This window comes from Pseudomonas sp. SDO5215_S409 (assembly GCF_054071325.1).
The window spans coordinates 162,984-188,347 of record NZ_JBSVWN010000004.1 but is presented as its reverse complement, the minus strand read 5'-3'; the positions used below and the strand labels follow the sequence as shown (position 1 = coordinate 188,347).

General features: G+C 62.6%; 22 protein-coding genes. 6 read left to right on the top strand and 16 right to left on the bottom strand.

The annotated features are described in order from the left end of the window. Nucleotides 1-30: 30 nt before the first annotated feature. The 7 genes from hflX to ACW9H9_RS03615 form a co-directional block, all read right to left on the bottom strand. On the bottom strand, nt 31-1,332 hold the full coding sequence (hflX, locus tag ACW9H9_RS03645; protein WP_457341648.1) for a ribosome rescue GTPase HflX: 1,302 nt from the start codon (nt 1,330-1,332) through the stop codon (nt 31-33). A gap of 12 nt (nt 1,333-1,344) precedes the next feature. Beyond that, nucleotides 1,345-1,605, bottom strand: a complete 261-nt coding sequence (gene hfq / locus ACW9H9_RS03640; RefSeq protein ID WP_457341647.1) for an RNA chaperone Hfq — start codon at nt 1,603-1,605, stop codon at nt 1,345-1,347. Nucleotides 1,606-1,701: 96 nt separating this feature from the next. After that, nucleotides 1,702-2,673, bottom strand: a complete 972-nt coding sequence (gene miaA, locus ACW9H9_RS03635) for a tRNA (adenosine(37)-N6)-dimethylallyltransferase MiaA (RefSeq protein WP_457341646.1) — start codon at nt 2,671-2,673, stop codon at nt 1,702-1,704. Then, nucleotides 2,674-4,575 carry a DNA mismatch repair endonuclease MutL gene (gene mutL, locus ACW9H9_RS03630; protein ID WP_457341685.1) on the bottom strand — a complete coding sequence of 634 codons (1,902 nt, stop codon included), beginning with the start codon at nt 4,573-4,575 and terminating at the stop codon, nt 2,674-2,676. A 14-nt stretch (nt 4,576-4,589) separates the two neighbouring features. After that, nucleotides 4,590-6,011 carry an N-acetylmuramoyl-L-alanine amidase gene (locus tag ACW9H9_RS03625; protein ID WP_457341645.1) on the bottom strand — a complete coding sequence of 474 codons (1,422 nt, stop codon included), beginning with the start codon at nt 6,009-6,011 and terminating at the stop codon, nt 4,590-4,592. A 15-nt stretch (nt 6,012-6,026) separates the two neighbouring features. Continuing rightward, entirely contained in the window at nt 6,027-6,497 is a 471-nt protein-coding gene (gene tsaE, locus ACW9H9_RS03620) for a tRNA (adenosine(37)-N6)-threonylcarbamoyltransferase complex ATPase subunit type 1 TsaE (RefSeq protein WP_457341644.1), read from the bottom strand. Continuing rightward, nucleotides 6,485-7,345 (bottom strand): NAD(P)H-hydrate dehydratase, encoded by an 861-nt coding sequence (locus ACW9H9_RS03615; RefSeq protein WP_457341643.1) that lies wholly within the window; start codon nt 7,343-7,345, stop codon nt 6,485-6,487. Before ACW9H9_RS03615 ends, tsaE begins: the two co-directional genes overlap by 13 nt. A 63-nt stretch (nt 7,346-7,408) precedes the next feature. On the opposite strand from ACW9H9_RS03615, the gene queG reads away from it, so the two are divergent. Further along, the gene (gene queG, locus ACW9H9_RS03610) at nt 7,409-8,491 is read left to right on the top strand and encodes a tRNA epoxyqueuosine(34) reductase QueG (RefSeq protein ID WP_457341642.1); all 1,083 of its coding nucleotides are present in this window, start codon (nt 7,409-7,411) and stop codon (nt 8,489-8,491) included. Here queG and ACW9H9_RS03605 read toward each other — a convergent pair. Then, nucleotides 8,470-9,087 carry a trimeric intracellular cation channel family protein gene (locus ACW9H9_RS03605; protein WP_457341684.1) on the bottom strand — a complete coding sequence of 206 codons (618 nt, stop codon included), beginning with the start codon at nt 9,085-9,087 and terminating at the stop codon, nt 8,470-8,472. The genes queG and ACW9H9_RS03605 overlap by 22 nt on opposite strands. Before the next feature lie 71 nt (nt 9,088-9,158). Continuing rightward, nucleotides 9,159-9,701 carry an oligoribonuclease gene (orn, locus tag ACW9H9_RS03600; RefSeq protein WP_457341641.1) on the bottom strand — a complete coding sequence of 181 codons (543 nt, stop codon included), beginning with the start codon at nt 9,699-9,701 and terminating at the stop codon, nt 9,159-9,161. A 107-nt stretch (nt 9,702-9,808) separates the two neighbouring features. On the opposite strand from orn, the gene rsgA reads away from it, so the two are divergent. Next, nucleotides 9,809-10,828 carry a small ribosomal subunit biogenesis GTPase RsgA gene (gene rsgA / locus ACW9H9_RS03595; RefSeq protein WP_457341640.1) on the top strand — a complete coding sequence of 340 codons (1,020 nt, stop codon included), beginning with the start codon at nt 9,809-9,811 and terminating at the stop codon, nt 10,826-10,828. A gap of 49 nt (nt 10,829-10,877) precedes the next feature. On the opposite strand, the gene motB is transcribed toward rsgA, so the two are convergent. Both motB and motA read right to left on the bottom strand, forming a co-directional pair. Further along, nucleotides 10,878-11,900: a flagellar motor protein MotB gene (gene motB, locus ACW9H9_RS03590; RefSeq protein WP_457341639.1), complete on the bottom strand. Its 1,023-nt coding sequence runs from the start codon at nt 11,898-11,900 to the stop codon at nt 10,878-10,880. 3 nt (nt 11,901-11,903) lie between these two features. Then, nucleotides 11,904-12,755 carry a flagellar motor stator protein MotA gene (gene motA / locus ACW9H9_RS03585; protein WP_457341638.1) on the bottom strand — a complete coding sequence of 284 codons (852 nt, stop codon included), beginning with the start codon at nt 12,753-12,755 and terminating at the stop codon, nt 11,904-11,906. 166 nt (nt 12,756-12,921) lie between these two features. Here motA and ACW9H9_RS03580 point away from each other — a divergent pair, with 166 nt between their 5' ends. Genes ACW9H9_RS03580 through asd form a run of 3 tightly spaced genes read left to right on the top strand, consistent with a single transcriptional unit; the run spans nt 12,922 to nt 16,204 of the window. Beyond that, on the top strand, nt 12,922-14,457 hold the full coding sequence (locus ACW9H9_RS03580) for an HDOD domain-containing protein (RefSeq protein ID WP_457341637.1): 1,536 nt from the start codon (nt 12,922-12,924) through the stop codon (nt 14,455-14,457). Nucleotides 14,458-14,515: 58 nt separating this feature from the next. Continuing rightward, nucleotides 14,516-15,331 (top strand): rhodanese-like domain-containing protein, encoded by an 816-nt coding sequence (locus ACW9H9_RS03575; RefSeq protein WP_457341636.1) that lies wholly within the window; start codon nt 14,516-14,518, stop codon nt 15,329-15,331. A 12-nt stretch (nt 15,332-15,343) separates the two neighbouring features. Then, a complete protein-coding gene (asd, locus tag ACW9H9_RS03570; protein WP_457341635.1) occupies nt 15,344-16,204 on the top strand; it encodes an archaetidylserine decarboxylase in 861 nt (286 codons plus the stop codon). A 42-nt stretch (nt 16,205-16,246) separates the two neighbouring features. Here asd and serB read toward each other — a convergent pair whose 3' ends face one another. Beyond that, complete coding sequence (gene serB, locus ACW9H9_RS03565) at nt 16,247-17,461, bottom strand: phosphoserine phosphatase SerB (protein ID WP_457341634.1); 1,215 nt, start codon at nt 17,459-17,461, stop codon at nt 16,247-16,249. 133 nt (nt 17,462-17,594) lie between these two features. Here serB and ACW9H9_RS03560 point away from each other — a divergent pair, with 133 nt between their 5' ends. Continuing rightward, entirely contained in the window at nt 17,595-19,109 is a 1,515-nt protein-coding gene (locus ACW9H9_RS03560) for a histidine kinase (protein WP_457341633.1), read from the top strand. Between the two features lie 89 nt (nt 19,110-19,198). Here the strand turns inward: ACW9H9_RS03560 and ACW9H9_RS03555 are convergent, their stop codons facing one another. The 4 genes from ACW9H9_RS03555 to parE form a co-directional block, all read right to left on the bottom strand. Further along, on the bottom strand, nt 19,199-19,906 hold the full coding sequence (locus ACW9H9_RS03555) for a PqiC family protein (protein ID WP_457341632.1): 708 nt from the start codon (nt 19,904-19,906) through the stop codon (nt 19,199-19,201). Nucleotides 19,907-20,079: 173 nt separating this feature from the next. Continuing rightward, nucleotides 20,080-22,347 (bottom strand): DNA topoisomerase IV subunit A, encoded by a 2,268-nt coding sequence (gene parC / locus ACW9H9_RS03550; protein WP_457341631.1) that lies wholly within the window; start codon nt 22,345-22,347, stop codon nt 20,080-20,082. Between the two features lie 73 nt (nt 22,348-22,420). After that, the gene (locus tag ACW9H9_RS03545; protein ID WP_457341630.1) at nt 22,421-23,416 is read right to left on the bottom strand and encodes an esterase-like activity of phytase family protein; all 996 of its coding nucleotides are present in this window, start codon (nt 23,414-23,416) and stop codon (nt 22,421-22,423) included. Then, complete coding sequence (parE, locus tag ACW9H9_RS03540) at nt 23,416-25,320, bottom strand: DNA topoisomerase IV subunit B (RefSeq protein ID WP_457341629.1); 1,905 nt, start codon at nt 25,318-25,320, stop codon at nt 23,416-23,418. Before parE ends, ACW9H9_RS03545 begins: the two co-directional genes overlap by 1 nt. Nucleotides 25,321-25,364 lie beyond the last annotated feature (44 nt).

The following is a 25,364-nucleotide window of genomic DNA, read 5'->3' as shown; positions in this document are numbered from 1 at the left end:
CTATTGCGGCACAACCGCTTTTTCAGGCTTTTATTGCAAAGTGTGTTGTTCGATGAAATCCACCGGCGGGATGCCTTCACGGCTCACCAGTCGATTCAACTCCGAACGCGGCAACCTCACAGCCAGCAGGCTGACACCTTCTTCGTCGTATTCTTCCTTGCGTACCGCGCCCAACTCGAAAAACTGTGCACGCAGTCGAGCAAAACGCTGAGGCAAGCGCAAGGTGCCGACAAACAAATCGCTGCCCAACAGCTCTGCAATGGCTTGCTCAAGCAGCTCCAGACCACTGCCATCACGCGCCGACAACCAGACCCGCTGGGGCTTGCCGTCTTCATTGCGCTGGATTTGTGGCTCGACACCTTCAAGCAAATCGAGTTTGTTATAGACCTCGAGGATCGGCAAGTCCTGGGCACCAATCTCGCCCAGCACCACCATGACCTGCTCGATCTGCAACATGCGGTCCGGTTCGGCCGCATCGATCACGTGCAACAGCAGGTCGGAATTGCTCGACTCTTCGAGCGTAGACCGAAATGCCTCGACCAGCTTGTGGGGCAAATGACGAATGAAACCCACGGTGTCGGCCAGGACAATCGGCCCCAGGTCGTCCAGTTCCAGACGGCGCAAGGTCGGGTCGAGCGTGGCAAACAACTGGTCAGCCGCGTACACGTCTGATTTCGTTACGTTGTTGAAGAGCGTGGATTTGCCGGCGTTGGTGTAGCCCACCAGGGAAACGGTCGGGATATCGGCACGCATACGCCCACGTCGCGATTGCTCGCGCTGGCTGCGCACTTTTTCCAACCGGCCCTTGATCTGGCGCAGGCGCACCCGCAGCAGACGACGGTCGGTTTCCAGCTGGGTTTCACCCGGCCCGCGCATGCCGATGCCGCCACCCTGGCGCTCAAGGTGAGTCCAGCCGCGAATCAGTCGGGTACTCATGTGCTCAAGCTGGGCCAGTTCTACCTGGAGCTTGCCTTCATGGGTACGGGCGCGTTGGGCGAAAATATCGAGAATCAGACCCGTGCGGTCGATCACGCGGCACTCGAAAGCACGTTCGAGGTTACGTTCCTGACTGGGCGTGAGGATGTGATTGAAAATAACCAGGTCTACCTGTTCGGCTTTGACCAGGTCGCGCAATTCCTCGACCTTGCCGCTGCCAACCAGGTATTTGGCGGTTGGCCGATGACGCGGCACGTTAAAAAACGCGACGGTCTCGGCGCCGGCCGAATTAGCCAACTCCTGAAACTCCTGCGGATCTTCGCGCGCCTCAGGGTCCTGTCCTTCCAAGTGAACGAGAACTGTCCGTTCACCACCACCGTGGCGCTCAAAGAACAAAGGAGACTCCTATCAGGCGTTACCTGGCTCAGCGTCACCCTGTTCGGAATCACCTGCGCTAGGCAGACGGATCGGACGAACTGGCACCACTGTCGAGATAGCGTGCTTGTAAACCATTTGGCTGACGGTGTTTTTCAGCAGGATGACGAACTGGTCAAACGACTCGATCGTACCTTGCAGCTTGATGCCGTTGACCAGGTAGATGGACACCCCGACTTTCTCTTTACGTAAAGTGTTCAAGTAAGGGTCTTGTAGCGAATGCCCTTTTGACATGTGCCGCACTCCTTTAAGGATCAATAATGAAAATTCGGAAAATTTAGAAAGCTTAGAACCGTCACACCCCCAAGGATAGACGGCAATTGCCGGGACTCAGCTCAATATGGAGGCCGTTCCCAGGTATTTCAAGGTGCGTGACAGATTGTCGCTGTCCAGGCTGTCCAGCCAGTGCAAATCAGTCCAGCTGCGTAGCCAGGTGAACTGGCGCTTCGCCAATTGGCGCGTGGCGATGATGCCCCGCTCCTGCATTTCGGCTGACGTCAGCTTGCCATCCAGATGATCCCAGACTTGGCGATAGCCTACCGCACGTATCGAAGGCAACCCCGCATGCAGGTCACCTCTGGAACGCAGTGCTACGACCTCGTCCACGAACCCCTGTTCCAACATAATTGTGAATCTTTGTTCAATTCGGTCGTGCAGCACCTGGCGATTCGCCGGAGCGATGGCCAGATTCGCCACAGTATAGGGTAAATGTTGCCGTCCCGAAGCGCCTGCATCAGTACTTTGCGCAGATTGTCTCAGTCTGTGCTCGGTCATCGTCAGCCCACTGACCCGCCACACCTCCAACGCCCGCGTCAGACGTTGGGGGTCGTTGGGATGGATCCGTGCGGCGGACACCGGGTCCACCGCAGCCAACTGCTCATGCAGGGCTTGCCAGCCAAGGCGCGCCGCCTCTTCTTCCAGGGCTGCACGCACATTGGGATCGGCGGGCGGCATGTCTGCCAGGCCTTCCTGCAATGCCTTGTAGTAGAGCATGGTGCCGCCCACCAGCAGCGGGATCTTGCCCCGGGCGGTGATATCGGCCATGGCCGCCAGGGCGTCGGTGCAAAAATCGGCCGCCGAATAGCTCTCGGACGGGTCGATGATGTCGATCAGGCGGTGCGGATACTCGGCCAACAGCGCTTTTGACGGCTTGGCGGTGCCGATGTCCATGTCCCGGTAAACCAGGGCGGAGTCGACGCTGATCAGCTCGCAGGGCAGCACACGGGTCAGCTCGATCGCAAGATCGGTCTTGCCAGCGGCGGTCGGGCCCATCAGAAAGATGGCGGGAGGCAAGGCGCTCATTCAGCGACCGCGCAAGAACAGTTTGTCCAGATCGTCCAGCCCCATTTGGGTCCAGGTCGGTCGGCCATGGTTGCATTGCCCGCTGCGCTCGGTGTTTTCCATGTCGCGCAACAAGCCGTTCATTTCCGCCAGCGCCAGGCGCCGGTTGGCGCGGATCGCACCGTGACAGGCCATGGTGCCCAGCAGTTCGTTGATATGCGCCTGGATACGGTCACTGGTGCCGTACTCCATCAGGTCGGCCAGTACGTCTGCCACCAGCCGGTTGGCCTCGGCCTGCTTGAGCAGCGCCGGGATCTGGCGGATCGCCAGGGTTTCCGGGCCCAGGCGTTGCAGTTCAAAACCCAGCTTCTGGAACACGCCGACATGCTCTTCGGCACAATCGGCCTCACGCTGGCTGACGGCCAGGGACTCGGGCACCAACAAGGGCTGGCCACTCAGGCCCTCGCTGGCCATGGCCACCTTCAAGCGCTCGTACATGATCCGTTCGTGAGCGGCATGCATGTCCACCAGCACCAGGCCGTGGGCGTTTTCCGAAAGAATGTAGATGCCCTTGAGCTGCGCCAGCGCATACCCCAGCGGCGGCACATCGCCCTGGCCTTCCGGCAAGGCGGCACTCGCCGGGGTTTCGGCGCCCGGCAGCGGCGCAAAAAACTCGCGATAGGCGGCCTGGGCCTCGGCCACCGGCACCGCCGATTGCGGGCGGGGCGTGTATTGATACTGATAACCGGCGCCCGCCCCCGACCCGGGTGCGTTATAGCTCGGCGCAGGCGGGGGCGATTGCAGCAAGTTGGCGGCCAGGCTCATTTCGCCCTGAGGCCCGAATTCACCTGCCTGCGGCCCGCTCGGGCGGACGATGGCGGTGGCAATCGGCGCGGCCAGCTGGTCGTCCGGTCGCACATCGCCCAGGGTGCGGTGCAGGGTGCCGTACAAGAAATCGTGCACCATGCGCCCGTCCCGAAAGCGCACTTCGTGCTTGGTCGGGTGCACGTTGACGTCGACCACCGAAGGGTCAACCTCGAAAAACAGTACAAAGGTCGGGTGCCGGCCGTTGAACAGCACATCGCGATACGCCTGGCGCACCGCGTGGGCCACCAGCTTGTCGCGCACCGCCCGGCCATTCACGAAGAAATACTGCAAGTCCGCCTGGCTGCGCGAGAACGTCGGCAACCCCACCCAGCCCCACAGCCGCAGGCCGTTGCGCTCGATCTCGATCGGCAATGCCTGCTCCAAAAAACCCGCCCCACACACCGCCGCCACACGCCGGGCGCGGGCGGCATCGTCATGGGCCTCGTGCAGGCTGAGGATGGTCTTGCCGTTGTGACGCAGGTGGAACGCCACATCGAAGCGGGCCAATGCCAGGCGCTTGATGACTTCCTGCAGGTGATCGAATTCGGTTTTCTCGGCCTTGAGGAATTTGCGCCGCGCCGGGGTGTTGAAGAACAGGTCGCGCACCTCGACCGACGTACCCACCGGATGCGCCGCCGGCTGGACCCGGGCGGCCATGTCGCGGCCTTCGGTTTCCACCTGCCAGGCCTGGTCGGCGCCGCGGGTGCGGGAGGTCAGGGTCAGGCGCGCCACGGAACTGATGGAGGCCAGGGCTTCACCGCGAAACCCCAGGCTCATCACCCGCTCCAAGTCTTCGAGGTCACGAATCTTGCTGGTGGCGTGACGGGCCAGAGCCAATGGCAGGTCATCGGCGGAAATACCGCTGCCATCGTCGCGCACCCGCAGCAGCTTGACGCCGCCCTGCTCCACATCCACATCGATGCGCTTGGCGCCGGAGTCGATGCTGTTTTCCAGCAGCTCCTTGATCACCGACGCCGGGCGCTCCACCACCTCGCCCGCCGCGATCTGGTTGGCCAGGCGCGGGCTGAGCAATTCGATACGCCCGGCATTGCTCATCACGGATTCACTCATTACTGCGCCGCCAATTCAGTGCCAGGAATGGTCAGCATTTGCCCGACCTTCAGTTCGTCGCTCTTGAGCCCATTGGCGCTGCGCAGCGTGACAGCCGACACCTGGAAGCGCACGGCCAGCATCGCCACCGTGTCGCCCGGTTGCACCCGGTGCTCACGGGGCCCCTGGGCAATTTTCCCAGAGTCGCGCAGCCAGGCGATGTACGTCCCCGGCGGCGGGTTCTGCTGGAAGAACTGGCGCACACCTGCGCTGATCGAACGGGCCAGGGCCTGCTGATGGCTGGCGGTGGCCAGTTTGGAAGCCTCGTTGGAGTTGGAGATAAAGCCGGTTTCCACCAGGATCGACGGAATATCCGGTGACTTGAGCACCATGAACCCGGCCTGCTCCACACGCTGTTTGTGCAATGGCGTGACCCGACCGATATTGCTCAGCACCTTCTGGCCAACGTTCAGGCTGGAGGTCAACGAAGCGGTCATCGACAGGTCCAGCAAGACGCCCGCAAGCATCTTGTCCTTGTCGTCGAGGGACACGTTGCCCGCCCCGCCGATCAAGTCGGAACGGTTTTCGCTGTCTGCCAGCCACCGGGCCGTCTCGGACGTGGCGCCGCGATCAGACAAGGCAAACACCGACGCACCAAACGCCGCCGCGGAGGGCGCCGCATCGGCGTGAATCGAAACGAACAGGTCGGCGCCCTTCTTGCGGGCGATTTCGGTACGACCGCGCAGTGGAATGAAGTAGTCGCCGGTACGCGTCAGCTCAGCGCGATAGCCCTTCATGCCGTTGATCTGGCGCTGCAATTCGCGGGCGATCGCCAGTACCACGTCTTTTTCATGCTGGCCGCGCGAACCCGAGGCACCCGGGTCTTCGCCACCGTGACCGGCATCGATCACCACGATAATGTCGCGCTTGCCCGCAGGAGCCGGCGGCGGTGGCGGCAATTTGACCTGCGGCTGCGCGGGCGTCACCGGCACGGCAGGCACCGTCGCCACGTTAGGAGCGGGCGCAGGCGGTGGGGCGGCGTCGGCGGCGTTGTCGAACAGGTCGACCACCAGCCGGTTGCCGTATTGGGCGTTGGGCGCTAGGGAAAAACTCTTCGGCGTCACGGCTTTTTTAAGGTCGATGACCACCCGCAGGTCGGTTGGCGTGCGCTGGGCCGAGCGCATGGCGGTGATCGGGGTATTGGCGGTGGACACCTTCAGCGGGGCGGCCAGGGTCGCGCCATTGATGTCGATCACCAGGCGATCGGGCGAGCTCAAGGTGAACACACTGTGCTGGACCGGGCCAGACAGGTCGAAAACCAGTCGCGTGTTATCCGGCGCCCGCCACAGGCGCACACTGCGCACCTGGGAAGCAGCCAGAGCATTGACAGTCATTGCCGCAAGCAACACCCCTACGACAGCAACCAACGCGCGAAAGCGCATACCTAACCCCACCAATTATTTGAATTCCAATGCCAGAGCGCCGCACCAGGACTCGCCGCGCGGGCTCTGGGGCAACAACTTCAGCTGACGTCCTTGCTCATGCGGCGTAATGGTAATGGTCAGGTCGGGCTTTGGCAAAAAGCCCGTGCCCTTGTCCGGCCATTCGATGAGGCACAAGGCGTCTTCTTCGAAGTAGTCACGGATGCCCATGTACTCCAGCTCCTCGGGGTCCACCAGACGATAAAGGTCAAAGTGAAACGCACGCACCGCGCCGATTTCGTAAGGCTCCACCAGGGTAAATGTAGGGCTTTTTACCGCCCCTGCATGACCCAGCCCGCGAATAATGCCGCGCGACAAGGTGGTTTTGCCCGCGCCCAGGTCGCCTTCCAGAAAGATCAGGCCGGCACCCCGGGTCACGTCGGCGATGCGCTTGCCAAACGCGACCGTGGCGTCTTCATCGGCCAGCAACAGGGTTACTTCAAACACGGTGATTGCTCCTCCAATAACTGACGAATGGCGGGGATCAGGTCACTGGCGGCCAACCCGCGGCCAAAACGGCCCTGACGGTCCCCGGCGGTCGCGTGCAGCCACACGGCCAGGCACGCCGCCTCAAATGCGGCCATGCCTTGGGCCAGTAACGCGCCCACCAGGCCCGCCAGCACGTCGCCCAGGCCTGCGGTGGCCATCGCAGGATGACCCTGATCGCACCGTGCAACCCGGCCATCGGGGCTTGCGATCAGACTGCCAGCGCCCTTGAGAATGGTCACGGCATTGAATGTTTGACTCAACTGGCGGGCGACCTTGAGGCGATCGGCCTGAACCTCGGCTGTCGATATCCCCATCAAGCGCGCGGCCTCACCGGGATGAGGGGTAATCACACATCCCGTCGGCAACTCGACCTTGCCGGCGGCCAGCAGGTTGAGCGCGTCGGCGTCCCACACTTGCGGCTGACGGGCATTGGCCGCTGCCGACAACAGGCTGCGGCCCCAGCACGCCTGGCCCAGGCCCGGGCCTATGACGATCACCGAGGTCTTTTCCAGCAGGCCCATCAGTTGGTTGGCCGAGCTCACGCCCACCGACATGACCTCCGGCAGCCGCGCCAGCGCGCCCGCGATGTGTTCAGGGCGAGTGGCCAGGGAAACCATGCCTGCGCCGCTGCGCAGGGCGCTTTCGGTACTGAGCAGGGCAGCGCCGCCAAAACCGTGGTCGCCGCCGATCAGCAGCACATGGCCGAACTGGCCTTTATGGGCGTCCGGGGCGCGCGCAGCCAGGTGCGGCAAGTGGCCGGGCAACAGGGGCTGAACGTCGGGAATAGGGTGTTTTGTCTGAGGCATGCGTCTTCAAGCTCCGATGTCTGGCAGAATTATACGCATCTCACCTGTGGTTTCCCGTTTCTCATGCCTGCTATTACCTACGACCTCCCCGCCCTCGCCCAATCGATCAAAGACTGGGGCCGGGAGCTGGGTTTCCAACAAGTGGGCATCAGCGGCCTGGACCTGGCCGAGCATGAGCAACACCTGCAACGCTGGCTCGAGGCCGGTTATCACGGCGAAATGGACTACATGAGCGCCCACGGCAGCAAACGCTCCCACCCCGAAGAACTGGTGCCCGGCACCCTGCGCGTGGTGTCACTGCGCATGGACTACTTGCCCGGCGACACCCAAATGGCGCAACTGCTGGCCAAACCCGACAAAGCCTACATCTCCCGCTACGCCCTGGGGCGCGACTATCACAAGCTGATCCGCAAGCGCGTACAGCAACTGGCCGATCGCATTCAGGCACACATCGGCCCCTTCGGTTTTCGTGCGTTTGTCGACAGCGCGCCCGTTCTGGAAAAAGCCATCGCCGAACAGGCCGGGCTCGGCTGGATCGGCAAAAATACCCTGGTGCTCAACCGCAAGGCCGGCAGCTATTTCTTCCTGAGCGAGCTGTTTGTAGACCTGCCCCTGCCGGTAGACGCCCCTCACGTCACCGAGCATTGCGGCCGTTGCACCGCCTGCCTCGACGTGTGCCCGACCAATGCCTTCGTCGGGCCCTACGTGCTCGACGCCAGGCGCTGTATTTCCTACCTGACCATCGAGCTCAAGAATGCGATTCCCGAGGACCTGCGCCCGCTGATCGGCAACCGGGTGTTTGGCTGCGATGACTGTCAGATCGTATGCCCCTGGAACCGCTTTGCCCGCACCTCGGCAGAGGGCGACTTCAAGCCCCGGCACAATCTGGATAACGCTGAACTGGCCGAGCTGTTCATGTGGGACGAGGACACATTCCTTGGCAGCACCGAAGGCTCGCCGCTGCGCCGCGCGGGCTACGAACGCTGGCTGCGCAACCTGGCGGTGGGCTTGGGCAATGCGCCTTCAAGCATTCCGGTGCTGGAAGCCTTGAAGGCGCGCCGCGACTACCCCTCAGAGCTGGTCCGCGAGCATGTGGAATGGGCGCTCAAGCAGCACGCCGAACGTCAGTGCACGTCGTCGTTGTAGACGAACTTGGGCATTTCCCAGTGAAACCGGATCGCCAGCAGCCGCAGGAGAAAACCGCTGAACAGTGTCAGCAAAATCGCTTGCTCGCTGGGTAGTGCCAGGTAAAGGCACAGCATGTAGAACCAGGCGGCGAGGAACGAAACGCTGGCGTACAGCTCCCGGCGAAAGATCAGCGGGATATCGTTGCAGAAAATATCCCGCAAAATGCCGCCAAATACCCCGGTGATCACCCCGCTGACCGACGCCACCAGCATGCCATGGCCCATTTCCAGCGCGGTCATGCTGCCGATCAGGGTAAACGCCACCAGGCCCACGGCGTCGAGCGCCAGAAACACCGAGCGCAGGTGACGCATCAGCGGCGCGATAAAGATCGTCACCAGCGCCGCAATCGAGGTGAGCACCAGGTATTCGGGGTGCTTGACCCATGTCAGCGGGTAATGCCCCAGCAACACGTCCCGCACCGAACCACCGCCCAGCGCCGTCACGCAGGCGATCAGCACCACGCCAAACCAGTCCATGCCGCGCCGCCCGGCAGACAACGCACCGGTCATGGCTTCGGCGGTGATGGCGATGAGGTAGAGCATCAGCAGCATGATGGCGATCCTTGCAAAGAGGCGCGCAGTCTACTCATTGAGTGATGGCACCAAAAGGGGTGCCCGCCCCGCCCTTATGCCTTGATGAAATGCTTGCGGTAATGCTGCAGCTCGGCAATCGACTCGCGAATGTCATCCAGCGCCAGGTGCGTGCTGCCCTTGTGGAAGCTGTCCTTGACCTCCGGCGCCCAGCGTGCGGCCAGTTCCTTCAAGGTGGACACGTCCAGGTTGCGGTAATGGAAGTAGCTTTCCAGTGCCTTCATGTGGGTATAGAGGAAGCGTCGGTCCTGGCAGATGCTGTTGCCACAGATCGGCGACTTGCCCTTGGGCACCCAGTGCTCCAGAAAGGCGAGGGTCTGGGCCTCGGCCTCGGCCATGCTCACGCGGCTTTCACGCACGCGCTGGGTCAGGCCGGAGTTGCCGTGGGTGCGGGTGTTCCACTCGTCCATGCGCGCCAGCACTTCGTCACTGTGGTGGATAGCAATCACCGGGCCTTCGGCCAGGGTGTTGAGGTTGCTGTCGGTGACAATGGTAGCCATCTCGATGATGACGTCGGTGTCGGGGTTCAGACCGGTCATTTCCAGATCGATCCAGATCAGGTTCTGTGGGTTTTGCATGGTTGGATTCTCTTGGCACCTTGGCGTAGCTGCGCAGTTTAGCAGGCAGGGCGTGCTAGACTCGCGACCGTTTTACCTAACCTTTGCATTATCGACACGGAACACCCATGGCCAAACGCCAGCTCAACCGTCGCCAAAACTGGCGCATCGAAAAGATTCAGGGCGAACGCGCCGCTCGCGCCGCCAAGCGTGAATCTTCCGCCGTGGAAGCACTGGAAGGCGGCGACCTGGGCCCCGAACAAACGGGCCTGGTGATCGCGCATTTCGGTGTGCAGGTGGAAGTCGAGGCCCAGGACGGCACAGTGTCGCGCTGCCACCTGCGCGCCAACCTGCCTGCCCTGGTGACCGGCGACCAAGTGGTGTGGCGCGCTGGCAACCAGGGCATCGGCGTGATCGTCGCCCAGCTGCCGCGCACCACCGAACTGCGCCGTCCCGACAGCCGGGGCCAACTCAAGCCAGTGGCGGCCAACGTCGACATGATCGTCATCGTGTTCGCGCCACTGCCCGAGCCCCACGCCAACCTGATCGACCGCTACCTGGTCGCGGCCGAACACGCAGGCATCCGCCCGCTACTGCTGCTGAACAAGTTCGACCTGATCGACGAGCAAAACGCCCCGGCGCTCAACGCGCTGCTGGCGGTGTACCGGCAACTGGGTTACCCGGTGCTGGAGGTGTCTGCGCACCACGGCAACGGCATGCAACAGTTGCAGGAACAGCTGGACGGGCGCATCAGCGTGTTCGTGGGCCAGTCGGGCGTGGGCAAGTCGTCGCTGGTCAACAGCCTGCTGCCCGAGGTCGAAACCCGCGTGGGGCCGCTGTCGGAGCTGTCCGGCCAAGGCACCCACACCACCACCACCGCGCGTCTGTTCCACTTCCCAGGCGGCGGCGAGTTGATCGACTCCCCGGGGATTCGCGAATTCGGCCTGGGCCACGTCAGCCGCGCCGATGTCGAGGCGGGCTTTATCGAGTTCAACGACCTGATCGGCACCTGCCGCTTTCGCGACTGCAAGCATGACCGCGAACCGGGGTGCGCCCTGCTCAAGGCGCTGGAAGATGGCCGGGTGCAGCAGCAGCGGATGAACAGCTACCGGTCGATTATTGCGAGCTTGCCGGACAGTAGTTACTAGTCGATCCCTACAACAAGGCCGCGATAATCGCGGCCTTGTTGAATCGGCTTTATGAACCCGTCGCGGGCTGCGTCGGGTCCTTCACTGCGCCGTCATCAAACAGGTTCAGCTTCTGGCGCAGTTCATGCGCCGGCAGTGGTTCTTGCTCCGGGGGCAGCGCATTTGGGTCAACCGGGACTTCGCCCGGCGCGCCGTCGCCCTGAGTGGGTTGCGGCGTTACCGCGCCCTGTTCGCCTTCAATCGCCCGCTGGGCTTTTTTGGTCAGTACCACGATGTCGATACGGCGGTTGACCGGGTTGAACGGGTCTTTGATGTCAAACAATTGCGAAGAGGCAAAGCCCACCACCCGCGCCACTTGCGGGTCCGGGTAACCCCCGGCCACCAGCACCCGACGGGCGGCGTTGGCGCGGTTGGCCGAGAGTTCCCAGTTGCCGAAGTCACCTTGCCCGGCATAGGGCTTGGCATCGGTGTGGCCGCTCACGCTGATCTTGTTCGGCACCGCCTTGATGGTGTCGGACATGGCCAGCAGGATGTCCTCGAAGTACGGCTTGAGGCGCGCGCTGCCAGAGTCGAACATCGGGCGGTTCGCCGCGTCCATGATCTGGATGCGCAGGCCGTCCGGCGTGATCTGGAACTGGATCTGGTCCTTGAACTTCTGCAACTGCGGGTTATCGTCGACCTTGGTTTGCAGCTCCTGCATGAGCAGCTCAAGGCGCTCCTGCTCGACCTGTTCAGCCATGCTCTCGACGGTTTCGCGCTCGATGGGGATATTGGTCGGCGGCGACTCGGTCTTGATTTCCGGGTTGATGGTGCGCTCGGGCGCCAGTTGTGGCGAGCCGCCCAGGTCGATCACGAACGGGGTGCCGCTTTCGGAAAACCCAATGGGGTCTTTGAAGTAACCGGCGATGGCGATTTTCTGCTCAGGCGTGGCCGTGGACATCAGCCACAGCACCAGGAAGAACGCCATCATCGCCGTCGCAAAGTCGGCGAAGGCGATTTTCCAGGCGCCGCCATGATGCCCCGCAGCAAAGCGCTTGACGCGCTTGATGATGATCGGCTGGTTGTTTTCCATGGCTTAGCGACCGCGAACCGCTTGTTCCAGCTCGACGAAGCTTGGACGGTGCTTGGGGTACAAGACCTTGCGCCCGAACTCGACCGCCAGCGACGGCGGCATCCCGGAAGCAGAAGCCACCAACGATGCCTTGATCGCTTCGTAAATGTTCAACTCTTCCTTGGCATCGTGAGACAAGGACGTCGCCAGCGGACCAAAAAAGCCGTAGGCCGCGAGAATACCGAAGAAGGTCCCCACCAGCGCCGCACCCACGTGCATACCGATAGCCTTCTGGTCGCCTTCGCCCAGGGATGCCATGGTCACGACAATACCGAGTACGGCCGCCACAATACCGAAGCCGGGCATGCCGTCAGCAATGCCGGTCACGGCGTGGGACGGGTGCTCCAGCTCTTCCTTGAGGCTGAACAGCTCCATGTCGAACAGGCCTTCCAGCTCATGGGGAGCCATGTTGCCGGACGACATGATGCGCAAGTAATCGCAGATGTAAGCGGTCATGCGCTCGTCTTTGAGCACGGCCGGGTATTTGGCGAAAATCGGGCTGGCGGCGGCGTCTTCGATGTCGCCCTCAATGGCCATCATGCCTTCGCGGCGGCTCTTGTTGAGGATCTCGTAGATCAGGCCCAGCACTTCCAGGTAGAAGGTGTGGGAGAAGCGCGAGCTGAACATGCCCAGCGACTTTTTGATCACGTGCATCGTCATGTAGCCGGGGTTGGCCTGCAGGAATGCACCAAAGGCTGCGCCGCCGATAATCAGCACTTCAAAGGGCTGGATCAGCGCCGCAATTTTACCGTGGGACAGGACGTAGCCGCCGAGCACGCTGGCGATGACGACGATGATGCCGATAATTTTAGCCATAGGAGAGGGGTACTTACGCCGTCGGGTTCATGGACATATTCGGAAGTTCTAAAAACTCTTCTTCTACTTATCGGCAAATCTGCGCCAGACTATAGCCCGTTACGGCGAAAAGCCAGTTCGGCCCGCTCCGGGCGTGTTGACCGCAAGTGATGATCGCGCCCCAATCATGGCCAAAGAAACCAAAGCCCCGACTCAAAAACCTGCCGACCTAGCTGCCTGGATAAAGTGCCTGGATGCGGTGCTGTTGCCTGTTCCCAAGACTAGTCACGATCGGGTGTGCAAGGCGATCGCCGACAACCGCAGTTCGTTGCGCGATATTGCAGAACTGATGCAAAACAGCCCGGCGCTGGCGCTCAGCGTGATGCGCGAAGCCAACCACCATACGCATGGCAGCCTGGCCGAACCCGCCGAAAACCTTGAAGTGGCAATCAACCGCCTGGGCCTCAAACGTACCCAGGAGTTGCTGGCGCGCCTGCCTTCGGTGCCCGCCCATGAGATCCCGGCGGCGTTGCGCCAATTGCAGTTGATCAGCCAGCACGCCTCGCAACAAGCCAACGGCCTGTTCGCCAGCCGCCTGGCACGGCTGTGGCAAGACATTCATTGGGGCAGCCTGTTGTTCCTGTCGCCACTATGGCCAATGGCGATCGCCTACCCCAAATTGCTGGAAGCATGGGAACTGCGGGTCATCCACAAAGGCCAGCCTGCACACACAGTGGAACAGGAACTCTTTGGCGTGCGCCTGCTGGACCTGTGCCTTGGGCTGACCGAGGCGTGGCGCCTGCCGATCTGGGTGTCCCAGGGCTATACGCTGCTGCTTACCGAACAGCGTCTGCTGGTCAAGGCGCTGCACATCGCCCGCGAAGACGCACCGCTGCGCCAGCAACAGTTGCTGGACGCCGACCCGTCACTGCGCCGCTGGCTGAATCAACCGGCCAATACGGTTTTACTGGCCAACGGCATGGCGCTGGCGGCGCAGGAGTCCTGGACGTGCCCGCACACCCAGCGCTGGCAGTACCTCACCGCGCTGTACCTGCAACAGCCGCTGGCCGATGTGCAGCAACAGGCTCACCAACAAGCGGTGACCAGCGCCCGCAACAACCTGTTGCCCGACCTCTGGCACCCGGCCCTGTCGCTGATCTGGCCGTGGCATGTGCAACGGGTGCATCACGGTTTGTTGCCAGCACCGCCGCCTACCGCCGAATCCCTGGCCCTCTGGCGTCGCCGCTGCACTGAGTTGCTGGTGGAACCAAGCCGTTTTGCCAACGCCATGCACCTGACCACCTGCGCCCGGGAAGCCCTGGTGGCGTGCGGCATGCAACGGGTTCTGTTGCTGATGACAGACAAAGCCCAGAGCACCTTGCGTGCCCATCAGGCGGCTGGCCTGCCCAAGGAAGCCGATCACCTGAGCCTGGACGTCACGCACAGCACGCTGCTGCAACGCCTGCTGCAAAAGACCGCCCAAGTGCGCCTGACGCCCGACAACCACGCCCAATTCGCCCCGCTGCTGCCGCCGCTGCTGCGCCGCCTGTTCAATGGCGAGCACCTGCTGTTACGCTCGCTGAGCGCCAATGGCCGGGTGGTGATGCTCGCGATTGTCGACCAGGGCGGCGGGCCGTTCTCGGAAACCACCGTGCAAGCCTTCGGCAAAACCGCCCAGTGCATCGAAAAAGCCCTGCACAGCTTTACCAACCGCAGCGCCTGACGCTTGCGCTACAATCGCCCTCCCTTAGCGCCCCATTTTTATGCCCAGGAGGCTTCACATGCCTGACTTCTCTGGCTTGCCGCTGGTTATCGAGCCCCGCGACCTGCTGAGTCGCCTTGATGCCGAACACCTGATTCTGGTGGACCTGACCAGCGCTGCGCGGTATGCCGAAGGGCATATCCGTGGCGCCCGCTTCGTCGACCCCAAGCGCACCCAACTGGGCCAGCCACCGGCGCCGGGCCTGTTGCCGGGCAAGGCTGAGCTGCAAAGGCTGTTCGGCGAACTGGGCCATACCGCCGACGCCACCTACGTGGTGTACGACGACGAAGGCGGCGGTTGGGCCGGGCGCTTTATCTGGATGCTCGATGTGATCGGCCATCCGAACTACCACTACCTCGACGGCGGGCTGTTGGCCTGGCTGGACGAAAAACACCCGGTGTCCACCGAGGTTCCGGCCCCCGTCGGCGGCCCCGTCAGCCTGACCCTGCACGACACGCCCACCGCCACCCGCGAATACCTGCAAAGCCGCCTGGGCGCCGCCGACCTGGGCGTGTGGGACGCGCGCAGCCCGCTGGAATACTCCGGCGAAAAAGTCCTCGCGGCCAAAGGCGGGCACATCCCCGGCGCCGTGAACTTCGAGTGGACGGCGGGCATGGACAAGGCGCGCAACCTGCGCATCCGTCGCGACATGCCACAGGTGCTGGAAGACCTGGGCCTGACCCGCGACAAAGAAATCATCACTCATTGCCAGACTCACCACCGTTCTGGCTTCACCTACCTGGTGGCCAAGGCGCTCGGTTATCCGCGAGTCAAAGGTTATGCCGGTTCCTGGGGCGAATGGGGCAACCACCCCGACACCCCTGTCGAGATTTAAAGGACAGTTTCAATGAAAAAGCAGTTGTTCATCATCAGCCAGTACCTGCTGCCCCACCACTTGCTGTCGCGATTGGCCGGGTGCGTTGCCGAGTGCCGTGTGCGCTGGTTCAAGAACGCCTTCACCGCCTGGTTCGCCAAGCGCTATCAAGTGGACATGTCCCAGGCACTGGTCGAAGACCTGACCGCCTACGAGCACTTCAACGCGTTCTTCACCCGCGCCCTGAAAGACGGCGCGCGCCCGCTGGACCCGACTCCAGGTGCCGTACTGAGCCCGGCCGACGGTGCCGTCAGCCAGCTCGGCCCGATCGAACATGGCCGGGTGTTCCAGGCCAAGGGCCACAGCTTCAGCGTGCTGGAACTGCTCGGCGGTGACGCCGCCGCGGCGGCGCCGTTCATGGGCGGCGACTTCGCCACTATTTATCTTTCGCCCAAGGACTACCACCGCGTGCACATGCCATTGGCTGGCACGCTGCGGGAAATGGTCTACGTGCCAGGCCGAATTTTCTCGGTCAACCAGACCACCGCCGAAAACGTGCCAGAGTTGTTCGCCCGCAACGAGCGCGTGGTGTGCCTGTTCGACACCGAGCGCGGCCCGATGGCCGTGGTGTTGGTGGGCGCGATGATCGTGGCGTCGGTTGAAACCGTGTGGGCCGGGCTGGTGACGCCGCCCAAGCGCGAGCTGAAAACCTTCCGTTACGACGAAGCGGCGCGTGCGCCGATCCACCTGGAAAAAGGTGCGGAACTGGGCCGCTTCAAGCTGGGTTCGACCGCCATCGTGCTGTTCGGGCCAGGTCAGGTGAAATGGGCTGAAGAACTGGCGGCAGGCTCGCCGGTGCAGATGGGCCAAGGCATCGGCTCACCCAACGCCTGAGGTGATGACCGTTCCCACGCAGGCGTGGGAACGGTCATTGGGTTACAGCTGACCGTCGCGGTCGCGCAAGCCCAGCAGATACAGCACCCCGTCCAGCCCCAAGGTCGAAATCGCCTGCTTGGCCGATTGTTTGACCAAAGGCTTGGCCCGAAACGCCACGCCCAGCCCGGCGATCGCCAGCATCGGCAAATCGTTGGCGCCGTCGCCCACCGCAATGGTCTGCTCCAGACGCAAACCTTCCTTGTGGGCCAGCTCCTTGAGCAAATCCGCCTTGCGCTGCGCGTCCACAATCGGCTCGACCGCCACGCCGGTCACTTTGCCATCCACCACTTCCAGCTCGTTGGCGAACACATAGTCGATGCCCAGCTTGGCCTGCAACTGTTTGGCGAAGTAGGTGAAGCCGCCCGACAGGATGGCGGTCTTGTAACCCAGACGCTTGAGTTCGGCGAACAGCGTTTCAGCGCCCTCGGTCAGGCGCAGGGACGCGCCGATAGCGTCCAGCACGCCCACATCCAGCCCTTTGAGCAACGCCAGGCGCTCCTTGAAACTGGCGCGAAAATCCAGCTCACCGGCCATGGCACGTTCGGTAATCGCCGACACCTGCTCGCCCACACCGGCCGCCTTGGCCAGCTCATCGATGACTTCGGCTTCGATCAGTGTGGAGTCCATATCGAACACCGCCAAACGGCGGTTGCGGCGAAACAGCGAATCTTCCTGGAAGGCGATATCGACGTTCAGTTCCTGGGCCACGCTCAAGAATTCTGCACGCAGGGCCTGTGGATCTGCTGGCTCACCGCGCACAGAAAACTCGATGCAGCCCTTGCCCTTGTCGACCGGGGCGTCCAGCGGCATGCGACCCGACAAACGGTCAATGTGGTCGATGTTCAACCCATACTGAGCGGTGATCGAGCTCACGCGCTGCAACTGCTCGGCCGTGACCTTGCGCGTCAGCAGCGTGACGATGTGGCGTTGTTTGCCCTGGCCCGCCACCCACTGTTGGTAGTCCTCTTCGGACACCGGGGTGAAACGCACCTGCTGGTCCAGTTTATGGGCCGTAAACAGGATGTCCTTGAGCACGGACGAGGCGTGCTCGGTGCTTGGAATGTCCACCAGGATGCCAAACGACAGCGTGTCGTGGATCACCGCCTGGCCGATGTCGAGAATATTCACACCACCCTGCGCCAGAACACCGGTAATGGCCGCGGTAAGACCCGGACGGTCTTCCCCCGTGATGTTAATCAGGACAATTTCGCGCAAAGCGCACCCCCGAGCTGGAAAAAAACCGCATTCTACCCACTTTCAGTGACCATCGGCACAGGCAGCGCTTTGCCGGTCTAGGGCCTGTCGCTATACTGCGCGTCAACTTCACGGACTAAAGAGCCGAGCGCAAGTGAACCGGCCCACGCCAGTAAAAACCGATAACTTCTTCCTGCTGATCTTCCGCGCACTGCGTCACCGCCGCGTGCCGATCGCATTACGCATCGCCAGCCATAACGTGATCCTGGTCGCCCTGGCCCTGGTGATCTACGCCTGCGTGATGGGTTTGCAGTTCAAGCAGGCCATGCACGAGCAAGCCGACGCATTGGGCGCAAGCCTGACGACGCAGACCGCCACGTCGGCGACCGAGCTGTTGGTGTCCAACGACATCCTCAGCCTCAACGTGCTGCTCAACAACCTGACCAAAAACCCGCTGGTGGCCCACGCGGCGATCTACAGCGTGGACAACCGGATCATGGCCGAAGCCGGGCAGCGCCCGAAAAACGGCCTGCTGGGCGAAGCAGAAGGCCTGTATTCGAGCAATATTACGTTTCAGGATGTGAAGGCCGGCCAACTGCGCATCAGCCTGGACATGCAGCAGTTCCAGCAACCGATGACCATCAGCCTGCAAAGCATGGGCATCTTGAGCGCGATCCTGCTGGCATTGGCACTGGCCTTGAGCCTGCGCCTGGGCAGGCATATCTCCACGCCGCTGATGCAACTGCGCATCTGGCTGCGCGATATCGATGAACACACCCCCGGCACCGACCGCCAGGACGAAATCGGCGACCTCGCCCGCCAGTTGCACGCAAGCTTCGCACCGGAGCCAACGGTGCCCGAGGTTGAACCCGAGCCCGATTACGACGACACCGACTACGAAGACGACGAGCCCGCCTTTGAAGGCAAAAGCCACGACTTCGACGAAGCCCCGGCGCCCAAGCCCGCGCTGCGCAAGCCCCTGCACGCCGAAGAGGACGAGCTGGACGAGGAAGACCCGTTCGCCGACCTGCGGGACAACTCCGCCCCCGTAGCCACCGCGCCCAAGCCTGCGCCCGTGCAAAACACCCAGCCTCAGTACAGCGCCGTACTGGCGGTTCAACTGGGTGCACAGGACCAGTTGCGCCGCTTGCCTCGCACACGCCTCACCGAGTTGCTGGAACGCTACCGTGACTGCCTCGACCAGGCCGCTTCGCTGTACCAGAGCGAACTGCACACCCTGAACGATGGCAGCACCCTGATGCTGTTCCACAGCGAAGACAGCGGCGAAGACTACCTGACCAACGCCATTTGCTGCGGCGAGTTGCTACGGGCGCTGGGCCATGCGTTGCAGATCGAAGTGGCCGACAGCGGCATTACCTTGCAGCTGCAACTGGGCCTGACGCTGGGTGACGACTTGTACGGCATCAGCCAGATCGACCTGCTGCTGACCGAAACCGCGCAGGACGCACTGGCGTTGTCGCAACACAGCCGCAACCTGCTGCTGGTGGAGCGCAAGATCAGTGATGACTCGCTGATTCGCCAACGTGCACGGATCCGCCCGATTGCCAGCCCCGAAGGCGCAAGCTGCGTGGAACGGCTGATGGAGCCGTACCCGTCGATGCTGGAACGCCAGCTGGCGCGGATGCACGAGACGCGCAACAAGAGCTGACGCGAGGCGGGCCTGCCCCGCCCCGCCATAAATCCCGGACAAACAAAAAGGCCCGCTCAACAGAGCGGGCCTTTTTGCAGGTATTCAGATCAGAACCTGAACACTTCCATATCCGTGCGAATCGGCGCGGCAACCGGCATCTTCGGCTTTTCCGGTACTGCAGGCTTGGGGGCCGGGGCCGCCTTGCGCGGGGCTTCTGCCACGGAAGGCTGGTTGGCCAAAGGCTTGAGGGCCACCGACAATTGCTGCGCCAGGTGCTGCAACAACACACCCTGGGCCTGGACCTGGGAGGCCGTGGTGCCCGCGTGTTCTTCCTGCAAGTGCACGATGCGGTTATCCCGCACCTGGCCACGGCGGTCGATCAAGCGCCACTGCGCATCCAGGATCGCGGGCTGTGTGGCGCCGGAGTCCAGGCGGGTGATGGTCAACAACACCTGCACGTCCGGGGTAAACCCGGTGGGCGCCGGGGCCAGGACGACGCGCTGGCTGTCCAGGTGACCGGCCACCTGGCGCAGCACCAATTGGTTGATATCCGCCGAAAGGCTACCTGCCCAGCGTCCATCGACGGAACCTTGCAGGCTGCCGTCGTTCTGACGTTGCAGCAGGGTTTCACGTTGCAGGTAGTCGGCGACCACCACAGGGCCCAGCAATACAGCCATGCCCGCACTTTGTGCAGGTTGAGCCGGACTTCCGCTGTCCAGCTGGTACAGCGACACCGGTTGGTGTGTGCTGCAACCCGCCAGCCCCAGGAGGCCAGCGAGCAATAAAATCAAAGGAAGGCGCGGAGCAGTCATCATCCCATCCAAGTGGCGGCCGCATGGCCTGCCACACTGTAATACGCAAATAAACGTGTATACGCGCGGCTACGCCGGCGCTGAAGAGGCCATATCATCCGTGAATATGCGCCATGACTCCAGCGCGAAAGCGTCGATCTACGGGTTAAATCGTAGATCGGGCGCTCTAAATGACCTTAAGCGGGTGTTTCCACCAGCAATGCGTCCACTCGCTGGAAGCCACGCGGCAATTTGTTACCCCGCCGGCCCCGCTCGCTACTGATGTAGTGCTCAAGATCATTGGGTTTAAGTGAGAGCGTTCGCTTGCCCGCTTGCAATACCAAGGAGGCCCCATAAGGAAGAACAGCTATATCGGTCACATATTCCTCCCGGCTCGCAACCTTTTCACCCGGAACACTGATGATCTTGTTGCCCTTGCCTTTGCCCAGCTGGGGTAACAGGGAAACCTTGAAGATCAACAGACGCCCTTCGTTAGTGACCGCCACCAACAAGTCCTGCTCCAAATCCCCAATAGGCCGAGGCGCGATGACCCGCGAACTGCTAGGCAGGCTCAACAACGCCTTGCCCGCCTTGTTCTTGGCCTGCAGGTCTTCACCCTTGACCACAAAACCGTAACCGGCGTCGGAAGCGATCACGTACAAGGCGTCGTCATCCGGCAGCAACACACACTCAAAATTCGCCCCCGGCGGTGGCGCCAGGCGCCCGGTCAGCGGCTCGCCCTGCCCGCGTGCCGACGGCAACGTGTGGGCCGGCACCGAATAACTGCGCCCGGTGGAGTCGATAAACACCGCAAACTGGTTGGAACGCCCCGCCGCAGCGGTCTTGAACCCGTCACCAGCCTTGTACGACAAGCCGGTCGCGTCGATATCATGCCCCTTGGCTGAGCGAACCCAACCCTTTTCCGACAGAACGACGGTAATTTTCTCGTTAGGCAGCAGCTCCGTTTCCGTCAACGCCTTGGCTTCCGTGCGCTCCACGATTGGCGAGCGGCGGTCGTCGCCATAGGTTTCGGCGTCTTTGATCAGCTCGCTGCGCACCAGTTTCTTCAGCTTGGCTTCGCTGCCCAGCAGGGCTTGCAGCTTGGCTTGCTCCTTGAGCAGCGCGTCCTGTTCGTCGCGCAGCTTCATCTCTTCCAGGCGCGCCAGCTGGCGCAGGCGGGTGTCGAGGATGTAATCGGCCTGGATCTCGCTGAGTTCAAAACGCGCGATCAGCTCGGCCTTTGGGTGCTCGGCGGTCCGGATGATGTGAATCACTTCATCCAGGTTGAGATAGGCAATCAGCAAACCGTCCAACAGGTGCAAGCGGCGCTCGACCTTGTCCAGGCGAAATTGCAGGCGGCGGCGCACGGTCTGTACGCGGAACTCCAGCCACTCCACCAGCAGGTTGCGCAGGTTCTTCAGCTGCGGCTTGCCGTCCAGGCCGATGATGTTGACGTTGACCCGGTAGGTGGATTCCAGCTCAGTGCTGGCAAACAGGTGCTGCATCAGTACTTCATGATCAACCTTGCTGTTGGTCGGGATGATCACGATGCGGCACGGGTTCTCGTGGTCGGACTCGTCACGCAGGTCGGCCACTTGCGGCAGTTTCGACGGCTTGGCCTGCATCAGCGCGGCGATCTGCTCCAGCACCTTGGCGCCGGACACCTGATGCGGCAGCGCGGTGACGATGATGTCGCCGTCTTCGACGTGGTACACGGCACGCATGCGCACCGAGCCCTTGCCGGTTTCGTACATTTTCAGCAGGTCGGCGCGCGGCGTGATGATCTCCGCCTCGGTCGGGTAGTCCGGGCCCTTGATGTGTTCGCACAGCTGCTCGACCGTGGCCTTGGGCTCGTCGAGCAAATGCACGCACGCACTGGCGACTTCCCGCAGGTTGTGCGGCGGCACGTCAGTGGCCATGCCCACGGCGATACCGGTGGTGCCATTGAGCAGGATATTCGGCAAACGTGCCGGCAATACCAGGGGTTCTTCCAGGGTGCCGTCAAAGTTCGGCCCCCAGTTGGCGGTGCCCTGGCCCAACTCACTCAACAGTACTTCGGAATAACGGGAAAGCCGCGCTTCGGTATACCGCATGGCAGCGAACGACTTGGGATCATCCGGCGCCCCCCAGTTACCCTGGCCGTCCACCAGCGTGTAGCGGTAGCTGAACGGCTGCGCCATCAGCACCATGGCTTCGTAGCAGGCGGAATCACCGTGGGGGTGGAATTTACCCAGCACGTCGCCGACGGTACGCGCCGACTTCTTGTGCTTGGCGTCGGCGTCCAGGCCCAACTCACTCATGGCATAGACGATGCGCCGTTGCACGGGCTTCAGGCCGTCGCCGATATGCGGCAAGGCACGGTCCATGATCACGTACATGGAGTAGTTGAGGTAGGCACTTTCTGTGAAGTCAGCCAGCGATCGGCGCTCTACGCCCTCTAAGCTGTCTGCGAGGATGTCACTCATGCGGGCCTCATCATAGGGGTCAGGTGCAGCGGCAACAGGCCACTGCACTGGTTGAATTCATAAACAGGGTGGCTCATGGCTTGGCGCTCCAGCCACCGGGCGGGGCGGCAAAACGATAGACCATCGGGCGTTTTTCACCGTCGGCGCGGGGCTTCAGATTGTTGTCGATGCCGATCCAGGCGCCGTCAGCATCCACCACCAACGCTTCAGCCAAGCCATAAGGCTGGTTATAGCGGCGGTTGGGCGCCAAGGCTTCATCGGCAAACGACCAGCACAGCTCGACCTTGGCCGTGACCGCATCCCGGCGGCACACCTGGTACGCGTTACGCTCCAGCGTAAACAGCTTGCCGTTGAACAGCGAAAGGTCGGCAAAGTCCTTGGACACTGCCTTGGCACCTGGGAATTGCGCGGGCTGCATTTCCTGGCCCGCCTCGCTCAGCAACACGCAGGCCCCGTCGCAGTCCCACAGGCTTTGCGGGCGCTTGAGCACAATCAGCCCGCGCCGTTCGCGCTCGGCTGCCAGCCATAGCTGATTGCCCTGCGGGTTGATCGCGATGCCTTCAAATAACGCATTGAAGTGCAGCAACATGCCACTGGCCCGCGCTTCGCGCACCATGCCCGGGGCGATTTTCAGCCACTCGGGCTCGCCAGCGGCTGGCACTTGCAGGACCGCGGCATGGGCTTCGCTGACGATATAAAGATTGCCCGCCGCGTCGCAGGTGATGCCTTCAAAGTCCAGGTCACCGCCACGCACCAGCGACGCGGCCTTGGTGCGCGAGCGCAGCCCCCAGGGCAACCCGGAGTCCGGCACCGGCGGCACCTCGATCGTGACCGTTTCGGCCTGCCACGTGTCGGCGCGGGTATCGAGCCGGTAGATCTGATCGTCGTCGCGGTCGGACACCGTCCACAGCTCCTTGCCGCACAAGGCCAGGCCCGACAGGTTGCCGCCGCGCATGCCCTGCACCGGGTGTTCCGACAGCATCTTGAGCTCAACCGCAGGCGCTGCCACCACCGAGGTGGCAGCCAACCCGCTCAACAGCAGCATCGCCAGGGCGAAACGGCTGAGCATCAGCCCAGCACCTCGGCCAGGTTGCCTTTGGACTCCAGCCAGCTCTTGCGGTCTGACGCGCGCTTTTTGGCCAGCAGCATGTCCATGATCTCCGAAGCCGCGGCAAAATCGTCCAGGGTCAACTGCACCAGGCGCCGGGTGTTGGGGTCCATGGTGGTTTCGCGCAGTTGCGGCGGGTTCATTTCGCCAAGGCCTTTGAATCGGGTGACTTGCGGCTTGCCGCGTTTCTTCTCGGCCACCAGGCGGTCGAGGATGCCGTCACGCTCGGCTTCGTCCAGGGCGTAGAAAATGTCCTTGCCCAGGTCGATGCGGTACAGCGGCGGCATGGCGACGTACACGTGACCTGCGTCCACCAGCGGGCGGAAATGCTGCACGAACAGCGCGCAGAGCAAGGTGGCGATGTGCAGGCCGTCGGAGTCGGCGTCGGCGAGGATGCAGATCTTGCCGTAGCGCAGCTGGCTCATGTCTTCGGCGCCCGGGTCCACCCCGATGGCCACGGCGATGTTGTGCACCTCCTGGCTGGCCAACACTTCGCTGCCGTCGACTTCCCAGGTGTTGAGGATCTTGCCGCGCAGCGGCAGGATCGCCTGGAACTCTTTGTCCCGCGCCTGCTTGGCCGAACCGCCGGCGGAATCCCCTTCCACCAGAAACAGCTCGGAGCGCATCGGGTCCTGCCCGGCGCAGTCGGCCAGTTTGCCCGGCAGGGCCGGGCCCTGGGTGATGCGCTTGCGCTCGACTTTCTTGCTGGCCTTGAGACGACGCCCGGCGTTGCTGATCGCCAGCTCCGCCAGGGCCATGCCCAATTCCGGGTGCTCGTTGAGCCACAGGCTGAAGGCGTCCTTGACCACCCCGGACACAAACGCCGCCGCCTCACGGGACGACAAGCGCTCCTTGGTCTGGCCGGAGAATTGCGGCTCCTGCATTTTCATCGACAGCACGAACGCGATGCGCTCCCACACATCTTCCGGCGCCAGCTTCACGCCGCGCGGCAGCAGGCTGCGGTATTCGCAGAACTCGCGCATGGCGTCCAGCAACCCCTGGCGCAACCCGTTCACGTGGGTGCCGCCCTGGGCGGTGGGGATCAGGTTGACGTAGCTTTCCTGCACGCTGTCGCCGCCTTCGGGCAGCCACAAAAGGGCCCAGTCGACCGCTTCTTTATTACCGGCGAGGCTGCCGCAGAACGGCTCGTTGGGCAGGCGCTCGAATTCGACCACCGAGTCTTCCAGGTACGAACGCAGGCCGTCTTCGTAGTGCCACTCGACCTTTTCGCCCGTGCCTTTGTCTTCAAAGCTGACCAAAAGCCCCGGGCACAACACGGCCTTGGCCTTGAGCACATGCTTGAGGCGGCTGATGGAAAACTTGGCGGAATCGAAGTATTTCGGGTCCGGCGAGAAGTACACGCTGGTGCCGGTGTTGCGCTTGCCAACGGTGCCGATCACCTCGAGGTCGGTGGCTTTGTAGCCATCGGCGAAGGTCATCTGGTACTCGTTGCCGTCGCGCTTGACCTTGACCCGCACCAGCGTGGACAAGGCGTTGACCACCGAAATGCCCACGCCGTGCAGGCCACCGGAGAACTGGTAGTTCTTGTTGGAGAACTTGCCACCGGCGTGCAGCTTGGTGAGGATCAGCTCGACCCCCGGCACGCCCTCTTCGGGGTGGATGTCCACGGGCATGCCGCGGCCATCGTCGGACACTTCCAGGGAGTGGTCGGCGTGCAGGATGACTTGCACGGACTTGGCATGCCCGGCCAAGGCTTCGTCGACGCTGTTGTCGATGACTTCCTGGGCAAGGTGGTTCGGCCGACTGGTGTCGGTGTACATGCCGGGGCGTTTGCGCACCGGATCGAGGCCCGAGAGGACTTCGATGGCGTCGGCGTTATAAGAGCTAGCGCTGGGAGTGGCCATGGGGTCTCGTCGTGAGTCGTTCGATTAAAAAGTAACCTGCGATT

Coding starts and splice junctions, on each gene's coding strand:
- hfq (WP_457341647.1), bottom strand. CDS start 1,605: ATGTCAAAAGGGCATTCGCTACAAGACCCTTACTTGAACACTTTACGT.
- miaA (WP_457341646.1), bottom strand. CDS start 2,673: ATGAGCGCCTTGCCTCCCGCCATCTTTCTGATGGGCCCGACCGCCGCT.
- mutL (WP_457341685.1), bottom strand. CDS start 4,575: ATGAGCAATGCCGGGCGTATCGAATTGCTCAGCCCGCGCCTGGCCAAC.
- ACW9H9_RS03625 (WP_457341645.1), bottom strand. CDS start 6,011: ATGCGCTTTCGCGCGTTGGTTGCTGTCGTAGGGGTGTTGCTTGCGGCA.
- ACW9H9_RS03615 (WP_457341643.1), bottom strand. CDS start 7,345: ATGCCTCAGACAAAACACCCTATTCCCGACGTTCAGCCCCTGTTGCCC.
- queG (WP_457341642.1), top strand. CDS start 7,409: ATGCCTGCTATTACCTACGACCTCCCCGCCCTCGCCCAATCGATCAAA.
- orn (WP_457341641.1), bottom strand. CDS start 9,701: ATGCAAAACCCACAGAACCTGATCTGGATCGATCTGGAAATGACCGGT.
- rsgA (WP_457341640.1), top strand. CDS start 9,809: ATGGCCAAACGCCAGCTCAACCGTCGCCAAAACTGGCGCATCGAAAAG.
- motB (WP_457341639.1), bottom strand. CDS start 11,900: ATGGAAAACAACCAGCCGATCATCATCAAGCGCGTCAAGCGCTTTGCT.
- motA (WP_457341638.1), bottom strand. CDS start 12,755: ATGGCTAAAATTATCGGCATCATCGTCGTCATCGCCAGCGTGCTCGGC.
- ACW9H9_RS03580 (WP_457341637.1), top strand. CDS start 12,922: ATGGCCAAAGAAACCAAAGCCCCGACTCAAAAACCTGCCGACCTAGCT.
- ACW9H9_RS03575 (WP_457341636.1), top strand. CDS start 14,516: ATGCCTGACTTCTCTGGCTTGCCGCTGGTTATCGAGCCCCGCGACCTG.
- asd (WP_457341635.1), top strand. CDS start 15,344: ATGAAAAAGCAGTTGTTCATCATCAGCCAGTACCTGCTGCCCCACCAC.
- ACW9H9_RS03555 (WP_457341632.1), bottom strand. CDS start 19,906: ATGATGACTGCTCCGCGCCTTCCTTTGATTTTATTGCTCGCTGGCCTC.
- parC (WP_457341631.1), bottom strand. CDS start 22,347: ATGAGTGACATCCTCGCAGACAGCTTAGAGGGCGTAGAGCGCCGATCG.
- ACW9H9_RS03545 (WP_457341630.1), bottom strand. CDS start 23,416: ATGCTCAGCCGTTTCGCCCTGGCGATGCTGCTGTTGAGCGGGTTGGCT.
- parE (WP_457341629.1), bottom strand. CDS start 25,320: ATGGCCACTCCCAGCGCTAGCTCTTATAACGCCGACGCCATCGAAGTC.